Origin of the sequence: Mesorhizobium album, assembly GCF_033977205.1 — a bacterium.
Lineage (GTDB): Bacteria > Pseudomonadota > Alphaproteobacteria > Rhizobiales > Rhizobiaceae > Mesorhizobium > Mesorhizobium album.
In genome coordinates this window covers 1-560 of the sequence record NZ_JAVIIW010000165.1, presented here as the reverse complement: position 1 = coordinate 560, position 560 = coordinate 1, and the positions used below count along the sequence as shown (strand labels likewise).

Below are 560 nucleotides of genomic sequence, written 5' to 3'. Positions count from 1 at the left end.
TTCGGCACAGCCTGGGGCTTTCTGCAGAAATACCGGCAAATGGTCGCAGCCAACAATGCGCTGGGCTTGGCAGCCCATGGGCAAGCGGCCCCGCGCGAGCAGCCAAGCGGCCCGGCCACTGGAACTGTGCAGAGCGCCTCGGCCGTCGCCTTCTCGCCCATCCCCATGTCCCCGGGCGACCCGGCCTGGGACGTGTTGCGAGCCTTCCATGAAGAAGAGGCCGCACAGCGTGGCGCGCCAATGGCTACCAATGTGCCGCAGTTCCATCAGACGACATCGCTGCCGCCAGAATTAGCCCCCAATCCGGCCCCATCCTCGCCTGCTCAAAGTGCCGGCTCGTCCTCGACCTTCGCCGGCCTTGAACCACTGTCACCCACACCTTATCGGCGTCCGGATTTTGATCTGAATGCGCTCACGCCCGGGCAACTGGCTGAGGAGAGTAGCGGCTCGGGCCACTGGACCGCAGTTGACGGCTCGGCAATTGCCCAGCCCGGCTCGTCACGCAGATCATCGCAGATCTATGCCGGGCTTGATGACATCGTCGACTTGCAGGACGATGC

Annotated in this window: 1 pseudogene; it reads left to right on the top strand. The window is 64.5% G+C overall.

The features are described from left to right. A pseudogene (locus RFN28_RS34745) lies at positions 1-560 on the top strand (hypothetical protein); the annotation flags it as partial.